General features: G+C 59.4%; 6 protein-coding genes and 2 pseudogenes. 4 read left to right on the forward strand and 4 right to left on the reverse strand.

Annotated features, from left to right (window positions below):
- The 4 genes and pseudogenes from J2X15_RS15590 to J2X15_RS15605 all read left to right on the forward strand — a co-directional run bounded on the left by J2X15_RS15590 (position 1) and on the right by J2X15_RS15605 (position 4253).
- Positions 1-504: a (2Fe-2S)-binding protein gene (locus J2X15_RS15590; protein ID WP_310344369.1), complete on the forward strand. Its 504-nt coding sequence runs from the start codon at positions 1-3 to the stop codon at positions 502-504.
- A gap of 2 nt (positions 505-506) precedes the next feature.
- Positions 507-2747, forward strand: coding sequence for a xanthine dehydrogenase family protein molybdopterin-binding subunit (locus tag J2X15_RS15595; RefSeq protein WP_310344371.1), 2241 nt, complete (start codon positions 507-509; stop codon positions 2745-2747).
- 225 nt (positions 2748-2972) lie between these two features.
- A pseudogene (locus tag J2X15_RS15600) lies at positions 2973-3173 on the forward strand (hypothetical protein); the annotation flags it as partial.
- A gap of 33 nt (positions 3174-3206) precedes the next feature.
- Complete coding sequence (locus J2X15_RS15605) at positions 3207-4253, forward strand: XdhC family protein (RefSeq protein ID WP_310344373.1); 1047 nt, start codon at positions 3207-3209, stop codon at positions 4251-4253.
- Positions 4254-4533: 280 nt separating this feature from the next.
- On the opposite strand, the gene J2X15_RS15610 is transcribed toward J2X15_RS15605, so the two are convergent.
- The 4 genes and pseudogenes from J2X15_RS15610 to J2X15_RS15625 form a co-directional block, all read right to left on the reverse strand.
- Entirely contained in the window at positions 4534-6906 is a 2373-nt protein-coding gene (locus tag J2X15_RS15610) for an alpha-L-rhamnosidase-related protein (RefSeq protein WP_310344375.1), read from the reverse strand.
- 696 nt (positions 6907-7602) lie between these two features.
- Complete coding sequence (locus J2X15_RS15615; protein ID WP_310344377.1) at positions 7603-8577, reverse strand: LysR family transcriptional regulator; 975 nt, start codon at positions 8575-8577, stop codon at positions 7603-7605.
- 19 nt (positions 8578-8596) lie between these two features.
- Entirely contained in the window at positions 8597-11029 is a 2433-nt protein-coding gene (locus tag J2X15_RS15620) for a hypothetical protein (RefSeq protein WP_310344378.1), read from the reverse strand.
- Positions 11030-11081: 52 nt separating this feature from the next.
- A pseudogene (locus tag J2X15_RS15625) lies at positions 11082-11366 on the reverse strand (methyl-accepting chemotaxis protein); the annotation flags it as partial.

Below are 11366 nucleotides of genomic sequence, written 5' to 3' on the forward strand. Positions count from 1 at the left end.
ATGCCCTGCGTACGATCGCTTCATTTCACCCATAGAGAAGGCGACATGAAGCTGACCGTCAACGGAAAGTCCCACTCGATTGACGTCGAGCCCGAGATGCCCCTGCTGTGGGTACTGCGCGATGAGCTGAACCTTCCTGGCACCAAGTTCGGTTGCGGCATGGCGCAGTGCGGCGCGTGCACCGTGCACGTGGACGGCACCGCGGTGCGCTCGTGCGTGACGCCAGTCGGCTCGGTCAGCGGTGCCGTTACCACCGTCGAAGGGCTGGGCACGCCGACCACCTTGCATGCGGTGCAGGCGGCCTGGATCGAGCACCAAGTGGCGCAGTGCGGCTACTGCCAGTCGGGCCAGATCATGAGTGCCGCCGCCCTGCTGCAGAAGAACCCGGCGCCCACCGATGCCGACATCGACGCCGCCATGTCCGGCAACCTGTGTCGCTGCGGGGCCTATCCGCGCATTCGCGCGGCCATTCACGGCGCTGCCAAGCACGTCCAGGGAGTCTGACCATGGGAAAACTTGCAACCATCGCTCGCCGCACCTTCCTGATCGGCTCGGCCGCCGTCGTCGGAGGCGTCGCTTTCGGCGTCTACAAGGTCAAGCAGGCAGCGCCCAATCCACTGCTGGACGACCTGCCACAAGGCGCTACAGCACTCACTCCCTATGTGCGCATCGATGGCCATGGTGTGACGCTCATTACCCCACGTGCCGAGATGGGCCAAGGCATCCACACCACGCTCGCGGCACTGGTGGCCGAGGAACTGGACGTAGCGTGGGGCAGCATCCGCGTCGAGCACGGCGCACCAGGCGCGGCCTACTACAACCGCGCCCTGGTGGAAGCCAACATCCCCTTCGCCGACCAGGATCACGGCCACGCGGCCGAAGCCATGCGCGGCACCATGGGCGTGATGGCCAAGTTGTTGCCGATGCAGATCACCGGCGGCTCCTCCAGCGTGGCCGACCTGTTCGACCGGATGCGGGTCGCCGGCGCGGCGGCGCGATTCGCGCTGGTGGCGGCCGCGGCCCAGAAGTTCAACCTGCCGGCGGCGCAACTGAAGACCGACAGCGGCAACGTCGTCGCCCCGGACGGCCGACGCTTGACCTACTTGGAACTGGCGCCGGCCGCAGCCGTAATCGACCTGCCGGCCAGCCCACCGCTGAAACCGCGTGAGCAGTGGCGCTACCTCGGCAAGTCATTGCCGCGGGTCGACATGGTGGCCAAATGCACCGGCACGGCAACCTTCGGCATCGACGTGCGACTGCCCGACATGGTGTTTGCCACCGTGCGCATGAACCCGGCGATGGGCGCCGCGCTCGTCAGCTTCGACGCCACCGCCGCCAAGGCGATGCGCGGCGTGGTGAAGGTGGTTGATCTGCCCGGCGGCATCGCCGTCATCGCCAACAACACCTGGCGCGCCTTCCAGGCTGCGCAGGCCGTGCAGTGCGACTGGGCCGGGCCGGGCTACCCGGCCAGCACGGCGGCGATGATCGACGGCATCGTTGCATCGATGACCGACAAGAACCGAGACAGCCGGCTGCGCGACGACGGCAACGTCGACCAGGCACTGGCCGCTGGCACGCGGCTTGAGGCCGAGTACCGTGTTCCCTTCCTGGCGCACGCGACGATGGAGCCAATGAACGCCGTGGCATGGCTGCACGACAGCCAGCTCGACATCTGGGCCGGTGTGCAGAACCCCACGGCGGCGCGTGACCAGGCGGCCAAGGTCGCAGGCCTCGACGCCAGCAAGGTGCACCTGCACACCACGCTGATGGGCGGTGGCTTCGGCCGGCGCCTCGAATCGGACTTCGTCGTGCAGGCCGTGCGGCTGGCTCTGGCGATGACGGGCAAGCCGGTCAAGATGACCTGGCGCCGCGAAGAAGACATGACGCTCGACTTCTACCGCCCCGCAGCCGTGGCACGTTTCCGTGGCACGACGGCCGGGAAGCAGGTGCACGCGCTCGACGTGCAAGTGGCCTCGCTGTCGGTGGTCGAGTCGAGTCTCGGCCGCCTTGGCCTGCCGGCCATGGGCCCGGACGCGAAGATCATCGAAGGCGCTTTCGACCAGCCCTACGGCATCGCCAACTACCGCGCCACGGCCTACCGCACGCCGGCCGCACGGCCGGTGACCTATGCGCGCTCGGTGGGCAACTCGTTCAACGGCTTCTTCATCGAGAGCTTCATCGACGAACTGGCCGCGCAGGCCGGCGCCGACCCCCTGAACTTACGGCTGGCGCTGCTCAACCACGAGCCGTCGCGCCAGGTGCTGTCGGCGGTGGCGGCCATGTCGGGCTGGGGCCAGCCGTTGGCTGCCGGCCGTGGCCGAGGGGTGGCCTTCCACCTGTGCCGCGGGGTGCCGGTGGCCCAGGTGGTCGAGATCACGACCACCAAGGACGGTGTGAAGATCGACAAGGTGTTCGTCGCCGTCGACGTGGGCACGGCGTTGGACCCGCGCAACCTCGAAGCGCAATTGCAATCGGGTGTGATCTTCGGGCTCAGCTCCGCGGTCTATGGCGAGATCACCTTCGCCAAGGGCGCCGCCGAGCAGACCAACTTCCATAACTACCCGGTGCTGCGCATGCAGCAGGCGCCTCAGATCGCGGTCAAGGTGCTGGAGAGCGGCGGAACGATCCGCGGCGTGGGTGAAACCGGCGTGCCACCCGCGGCCCCGGCGCTGGCCAACGCGATCTTCCATGCCACGGGAAAACGCATTCGTGAACTGCCCCTGCGAAAGCACATCGATTTTGTCTGACGGCAAGTGCAACGCCGCTGTCCCATCTCCACCTGCATCCGCGGCTTCGGGGCGCCGGTGGCGTGAACAGCCGGTACTGGCCGAAGCGTGTCCATCTGCAGGAAAAATACGATTACCCCACTTTGAAGAAAGTCTTCACACCGCATGCAGCGTTTGGGTATTTTTCTTTCTCGGTTCAGCTGCCGCTACTGCCAGAGCGGCCGGGTCATGAGCGCTACCGCCTTCGTCGAGCAGAGCAACTTCGGCGACTTCACCGTGGCGCGCATCACTGACATGCCGGCGTTCGATGTCCATATCGTACCCAGCGCCGATGCGCCCACCGGCATGGGCGAACCCGGCCTGCCGCCGCTGGCGCCGACATTTGCCAATGCCATCGCACGGCTGACCGGCAAGCCGGTGCGCGATCTGCCATTCAAGCTGGCCTGACAAGACCCGTTGCCCCAAAGAGGACGCCACACCATGGAAGATCTTGACACCCTGGTTTTGCGCACTGCACTGGGCTGGCAGATGGCCGGTCTACCGGTGGTACTCGTCACCGTTGCGCGGACCTGGGGGTCCTCACCCCGTCCGCCCGGCTCGCTGATGGCCATCAATGGCCGGGGCGAGACGGTCGGCTCGGTGTCGGGTGGCTGCATCGAGGACGATCTGATCCAGCTGATCCGCGAAGGCGGCGTGCAAACGGTTTGTGCGACCGAGGCGCCCACCGTGCTGCGCTACGGCATCTCGGCCGACGAAGCCCACCGGTTCGGCCTGCCATGCGGCGGCACCGTCGAACTGGTGCTGGAGGCGGTATCCAGCCACAGCCGGTTGGACGAGCTGTTGCAAGCCTGTCAGCAGCGTCGCAGCACCGAGCGGCGGCTGGACCTGCGCACCGGCCACGTGGAGTTAAGCGAAGGCAAACGCGATGGCGTGCCTGAGCTCGACGACACCCAGCTCACTACCTACCTAGGGCCACAGACCCGGCTCATTTTGATCGGTGCCGGGGACTTGTCTTGCTTTATGTGCCAAATGGCGCTGAGCCTGGGCTTCGAGGTGATCGTCTGCGATCCGCGCGAGGAACACCGTGCAAGTTGGCGCCTGGACGGTGTGGTGCTCAGCCACGAGATGCCAGACGATTTGATCCAGCGTCTGCGCCCCGATGCGCGCACCGCCGTAGTGGCCCTGACCCATGACCCGAAGCTGGATGAGTTGGCGCTGATTGACGCGCTGCAATCAGATGCTTTCTATGTAGGAGCCATTGGTTCACGTCGCAATGCTGCCCAGCGCCGGGTGCGGCTTCGCGAGCACTTTGATGTTTCCGAATCGGCATTGCAAGGCCTGCATGGGCCTGCGGGTCTGTACATCGGCAGTAAGACGCCGGCCGAGATTGCGCTGTCCATCATGGCGGAAGTGGTAGCCATCAAGAATGGAGTCCGACTAAGCGGGTCATCAGCAGTTGCAACGGGCAAGTCACGATTCGAACCAATCGACCGGCAGCTGTCCACTACCCCAACCTGCACCGTCTGACATCACGATGGAGTGAGCCCCTCGGACTGACCACCAGGTTCATCAAAACTAAGCCGCTTGCTGAGCGCAGCTTGATTCGATTTCACGTTGTGAGCGGCAACTCTGGCGCAGCTTGTCACCGAGTCATGATTGATTTGAGCAGGCGTTCCCGATGATTGTGAAGAATCATGTAATGTCCTGTGACAAGAAGGGATCTAGCCAAGTTGGGGCAGGCAGATGGCATCAACAGAAACGAAAACGGCTCCTGAATCAGGAGCCGTCCGTGCGGATGTCTCAGTAACTAGCCCGGTGATACACCCAACGTGTATGTACCTGGCTGAATTCCATTGAGATTGATGAACTGTCCGTCTATCGCCGCATTTGAAGGACCACTTCCAGAGATAAACTTCCCATTGCGCCAGACGACATTGCCATTCATGCTGATGGTTGGATTGGTTACACCATTGGCTGGAATGGAAATTGTTCCTGTGGTACTGGCAGGTGCCGATACTTCCATCGAGAAACTGTTGCCGCGTTGACCACCCCATTTCACAGAGAGTGGGCCAAAAGGTGTCGGCGCTTGACCAACTGCCCACGACAACGTCCCAGGGTGCGGTTGCACAAGCCAATTCTCGTATCCGGGTGCAGTGGGGCGTATTCCAAGAACATATCCAGACAGCGCACTGACTGCGCCTGTCGCCCAGCCATGCGCAAGGCTAGTTTGTTTGGTCAATCCCGGTGTACCGTTCGCGGCCACGTTTTCCCACATTGTTCCTGTGTATTGAAAATTCTGCGGATCGGATAGCCGGCCAAAGACAGTTCGGATCAGCTGTTCAGCATTGTCAGAGTCGTTGGCCAGGTAGCGTGCCTGAGCTTCATAGCCACTGATGAAGGTGCTGATGATCGGTTTCCAGAAGGGATCATTGAATGGCATGGGGCCATACTGATTCGTCCACAGTGCTGTTTTAACAGTAGCCAGAATTCGTGGCACTTCAGACGGCGCAGGTACACCTGCCAAGACTGCCAGGGCATTCGCGTCTTGTGCAATAACCGACACTGTGTCGCTTACCCGGTAGACTCCACGTGCACTGTCATACATATAGGTGTTGATGGCATTGCGCAAGGTGCTGGCCTGAGACCTGTACGTTGCCGCAGAACCCGACTGACCAATAGCGTCACCAATAGCTGCAGCAGCCATCAGCGTGCGGTAGTACATGACGTTGTATGCGGTAATTGCCCCAACTTTTTCTGCATCGTAAAAGTCCCAGTCTGCTCCGTCTCCTTTGCGGGTAATGAAGAGTCCTCTGGAATCAAGGCGGGTGGCATTCCACGCCATTTGCTTTTGAACAGCCGACCACAATGACGATGCGAAAGCACGGTCTCCGCTGAACATTAAATGGTCATAGAGGCCAAGAACCACATACATGGAGTAGGTGGCTGAGTACCAACCAGTTTCGCTAGTCAATCCAGGAGCATTGATGACCGGATAGGTTGACGGCACTACACCCTCAATGAATCCGCTGGTGTGTTGACGCGTAGCAAAAAGCCGAAGCGATCCCTTCAAGTAGTCATTGTTGCCAACGGTATATGCCATCGTTGGACCCGCCGTATCAAGGTCACCAGACCAAACCAGCCGATCACGCTTCGCACCGTCGAGAATGGAAGGAACCTCGTTGCTACCAGGAATTCGGAAACTGGCTAGCTGCGATGCATTGTTAAATGGCAGGTTCAGTATCGGTGCACCTCCTGGAGTAGTAACTACCAGATTTCGGAAACGCGCTTCTTCGGTTCCCCATTGGCGAAAACCGACAGATCCGGAGTTGAAAGCACTGGAGGTAATGCTCAATACTTGCGTGCCGTTGATCTTTACCGTTGCGGTTGCTCCATTCACGGCAGTGGAAACGCTGTACCAAGTCGCAGCGGCCAGGGGAAATGGCGTTGCCACCGATGCAATTTGTGTGTAGTTATTTCCAATCGCTGTGAAGGCCCTGAGCCTGTCTGAGCTAAGCAGGAATACCAACCCATTCTGCGGATCACGTGAGCGTACCGCCCAACCAGCCTGTTGGCTCACGATACTGACATCAAAAGCCATCGTGTAGTCTGTCCAATTGACACCTGGGGTAAATACACCGATGTCTGAACCTCCAGTGACGTTGCTGCCCCATGCGCTCAACGAACCATTTTCGATTCTGTAGCTCCCGGGTAGGGACTGGGTCGGAACGGCGTTGAGTTGCGCGGTGTATGCACTTGAGTACCAGACTTTATTCAGAGCATCGTCGCTGGACATGAAATATCCGCCATAGTTGGCGGCTTGCGTTCTATCTGCGATGTAATTGATGCCAAGGCCTCTGAGCGTTACGCTCCCAGGCGTGGTGAGCGTAATGACTTGAAAACGCTCTCCACCTTGAGTGGATCGATTGGTAATCAGGCCAGGTGAAGAAACTGCATAGGTGTTAGCTCGCTTGAGTGAACCTTCACCGTTGCCGAATCCCTGAAACGGGGGGTAGTCCCCCCCATCGTCGGTCAAGTACAGCATGGTCTCGCTGTACCCCACTTTCATCTGCGGAGTTCCGGAAACGGCACTGACGTCAATCCATGGAATCCCGCCAACATCCTTTCCATAGTCAAGGACTACGCGAGGAGCGACTCCTCCTGCCGTCATTGTCAATGTCATGCCACCGCCACTATTGCAAAGAATCGCCGGGGCATTCGTCACACTTCCCGATGTGCTCTGTACACCTATAGGACATGCCGAACTTGAAGTGGGGACCATGTTGTATGCCTGCCAATTAGGATTGGCGGGCCATGACTGGGCATTTGCAGATTGAGTGAATGTAAGTAGAACTCCAATCATGCTTGTTGCAAGCAAGAATCTCCAATCACCGCGCGCAAAGCGGAATCTAACGGGGGGCATAAATCATCTCCTCAATATTGGGTTTATCTGGTCTGTGGTGACCTGCCTGTCTCTATTGCGGATGGACTCCAAGGAACTACGCACTAGGGACCCCTTTCACTCTAGCTTGGTGATGCTTGAGAGGGATAAATATTCTTATGAGATCTATCAGAGTTTCTGATGATGTGAAATTCACGGACCATTTGCCTCCCATGTGGGCATCATCTAAAACAACTTACGGTTTACGTTGACGAGCCAGCTAGGGTAATTACCTGAACCATTTGCAAATAACTCCAAGAATAGTTGGCCTACAACCTAGGGATAACCTGATTGCGCCAGTTCTGCTGAGTCCAGCTTTGGAGGGGTGAAACCTCAAAGCGTGCTGAACAAATAAACCCATGATGCATAAAGCTTATGGGGACGTTCTGACTGACAAGATTTTGTTCAATATTTAAATATTTTTTGCAGCCAAGGCCGTCAAGCGCCATTCACCACAGCGACTCTGCATTTCACCAGCTCGCGCCCGCGGTCCAGTACAAAATCTCGGAACGCGCCGCTTACCCCACTGAGGCTGGAGTCCCGGCGGTGGATCAGGCACCAGTCCAGGCGCTTGGGCATGTTTTCCATGTCCAGCACGGCGATTCTTCCAGACTCGATTTCCAGCTGGAAGGTGTGGGCCGACAGGAAGCTGATGCCCATGCCCGCCATCACGGCGTGTTTGACGGTCTCATTGCCTGACAGCTCCATGGACACCTTCACCTGCAGTGACTGGGCCTGCAGGATGTGTTCGAAGAACTGTCGCGTGGCCGAACCCGGCTCGCGGAAGATAAAGGGTTCGTCACGCAGCGCATTCCAGTCGATGTTGCGTTGCTTTGCCAGCGGGTGTTCGGCTTGCGCCACCACGCAGTGCGGATTTTCGGCAAAGGTCTCCGCTTCCACATCAGCCTCTGAGGGCGGGTAGCCCGCGATGGCCACATCCAGCTGGTGCTCTTGCAGCATCGCCAGGATGTGTTCCCGCTTGTCCACCGTCAGTTTGAATTTGACGTGCGGCCAGCTTTGCGCAAAGGTCATCAGCAGGGCCGGCGCGAAGTAGTGTGCAGAAGACACCAAGCCCAGATGCAACAGCCCACCCCGGTTGGCCTCAGAGGGGTGAAAGTCCCCAATCGCCTCCTCGGCCATGCGCACCTGGTTAAGGATGCGCCTGGCCTGTCGCAGCATTTCCTCGCCCGCTTGGCTCAGCGTCACCTTCTTGCCGGTCTTCACCAGCAATTGCAGACCGATTTCGCTCTCCAACTGCTGCACCTGCATAGAGACTGCGGGCTGTGTCAGGCTCATGGAGTCTGCCGCCCGCGAGTAGTTCAAGTGGGTGGCGACCGCCTCAAACACCCGCAACTGGCGCAGTGTCAGGTTTCTGAGGAGGCCGCGCTTGTCTCTCGTCCAAGGATGGCTCACGTTTGACGGTATTTAGACGCTACAGCGCCTTGAACACAATGCTGCCATTGAGTTCGGAGGCCGACACACTCTTGCCTGGCTGGACGGTGGTGGTGGCCGACACAAAGCTGCCGCCCGATCCCAGGATGGTGACCTTGGTACTAACAGCGCTGCTTCCCGAGTTGGTTAGCACGCAGGTGTTGGACAGGCCACCTGTGACCGTTTGCACGGTGCCCGCACCCACCACGCTGGCATAAGCGCGCAGCGTGTGCAGCAGAGACTTCTGCACATCCTGCGTCAGTGTGGCAACGCCTGTGCTGCCGGTCACCTGCGATGCCACCGGCAACACCGGTGCGCCCTCGTTGCTGGTCAGTTGGATGGAAGTGGCCCCAGAGCCATCAAAGTTACTGGCCACCAAAAAACGGAAGTTGCGCTCGTCCTGCACGATGGAGGCGGACCAGCCAAACCCCACCGTGGGGCGCAGCAGATTGGCGCTCAGTTGGGCGGTCTGTGCGGCGGTCTGGTTAACCGCGGCCACCACCACCTTGTCAGAGATGATTTCATTGGCTGCGGCTGCCTTGGAGCCGGTGAAGTACGACCCATACATGCGCGAGCTGGTGGCGCCAGCCTGTATGCCTTTAGAACCAAAGTTAAAGCCCTTGCCACCTTTGACCACCACGCCCAGCTTGCCATCCACATTCATCCAGTCGCCGCTGTACGCGGTGAACTGCGTGGGCATGCTGGTGGTGCCCGAGGTGGAATACACCGAGCGCGCCGCGCCCGATGCAGCATCGCGCTCAAAGTCAAACGCGCCGCCGTATTCCTGCACGATGGTGACTGCCGCGTTGGCCACCACTTTGTCCATGTACACCACCAACCCGTTGTCCGGCAAGGAAGTGAAAGACAGGTAGCGGGTCAGCTTGCCAGCGTTCTCCGACAGCACGCCACCGGTGGTAAACCAGTTGGTCGCAGTCTGTTTGGTGTGCGTGATGTGGGACACATTGGTGGCCACTCCGTTGAGGTTGTAGTACCCCACGAACGACTTTTGGTAGGGCACCAGCACATAGGGTTCGTTCATGTAGGTGGAGGGGTTGGGGCCGATGTAGCCCATGAACTTGCTTTGCCATGAGAAAGATGAATATTTTTGCGCATTGCGGTGCAACAGCACATTGGTGGAGCTGAAGTCCGTCACGCCGCTCTGTGCGGTGACAAAGCTGCTGGGTGTGCTTGGCGTAGTAGAGCCAGGGCCAAAAAATTCGTGGTACAGAAATGCGTCTGCCAGCCGCTGGGCGGCCACGGATTCGCGGCGCGGGCCAATGTCGATCAGGCTGCCAAAGTAGCTGCCATCAGTCTGCAGGTTGGACCGCTCGCGCATGTATTCCAGCGTGCGGCTTTCCAGCATGGTCGCGTCCGCATCCTTGAAGTAGGTGGCCAGAAAGCTGTAGGCGGGCAGGTGTTCGTAGTCGTGCACCATCCAGTCCACGCCATTGGGGTACATCCATTCGCCCTCCGGCAGTGCAATTTTCTTGAGCACCTTGTTCCACACGTTGAGCATGTTGTGTTCCACCGCGGCGGGCGGGGTCAGGTTGCCCATCTTGTAGAAGACGGCGGAGGTTCCCAGCTCGTTGATGGGGACCATCTGGTAGACCGGGTGAAAGATGCCGTGGTTTTCCAGTGTCAGGTCGGGGTGCAGGTTGGCACCGCGCACCCAGGTGCTCACGGCCTTGCCGCTCACCACCGTAGCGTCAGACTTGTCCGCCAGCGTGGAGTAGGTGTTCATCATGTAGCTCTTTGCCATATCGTCCCAGTTGGCCGCATTGGCGTGGTTGGGCTGCATGCTGCGGGCCAGTGACAGGATGTTGGTGTCCCAGCCGTTTTCTTCTGCCTTGGTGTCGCTCCACTCGGCGTAAGGGGGCAGGGTGGCGGCTTTGAAGTCGGCTTCGCCGCTGACCAGCAGGTTCAGTTTGTTCTGGGTGTCGGTGTCCAGCTGGGCCCACACCATCCATCCCGCCAGCGCTGCATACGAAGACCACATGCTGGACTCCCACACCTTGCCCCATTTGGCGCCCGATGTCGTGTTGAAGCTGCCCGACGACTTGTGGGTGTTCACGAGGTATTTCAGGTTGGCGATCAGATGGGCCTGCACCGTTGCGCGGGGAATGCCGTTGAACGATGCGTCTGTTGTACGCGTTAGCAGCAGTGCATACAGATAGGCATAGTTGGCAGTGGTACGGATACCGTCTTCGTTGCCTGCACCCGAATGGAAGTAGCCCGCACCGGGAATGCTGGCCGAGTAATCGTGGTAAATGCTCTCTGCATATTTCACATGCTTCTTCAGCAGCCCCAAGGTGATCGAGTTGATTTCAGACTCTTGCAAAGTCTGTGCAGAAATGCTTCCCGTAGGGAATGCATTTGCAGAAATTCCAGCGCAGGCGAGTGCGGCGGCGAGTACCAACGTCGTCGTCTTCATCATCTTCATGTCTCCTCAAGTTATTTGAATTACGTAGCGGGGAAAATCGTTGTTTTTATGTGTTGGAAAAGGACAGTGCGGGGGCTTGGGGCATCAAATTCCCCAGCTTGAACACTGCCACCACCTGCACCAGGTCCTGCGCCTGGCTTTTCAGGCTGCTGGCTGCTGCTGCCATCTCCTCCACCAGCGCCGCATTCTGCTGCGTAGTCTGGTCCATGGAGGAGACGGCTTCTCCTACTTGGGCTACGCCTGCACTTTGTTCGCTGCTGGCGGCCGAGATTTCTCCCATGATGTCGGTCACCCGTTTGATGCTGGTCACTACCTCTGTCATGGTGGTTCC

This window comes from Rhodoferax saidenbachensis (genome assembly GCF_031457975.1).
Classification (GTDB): domain Bacteria; phylum Pseudomonadota; class Gammaproteobacteria; order Burkholderiales; family Burkholderiaceae_C; genus Allorhodoferax; species Allorhodoferax saidenbachensis_A.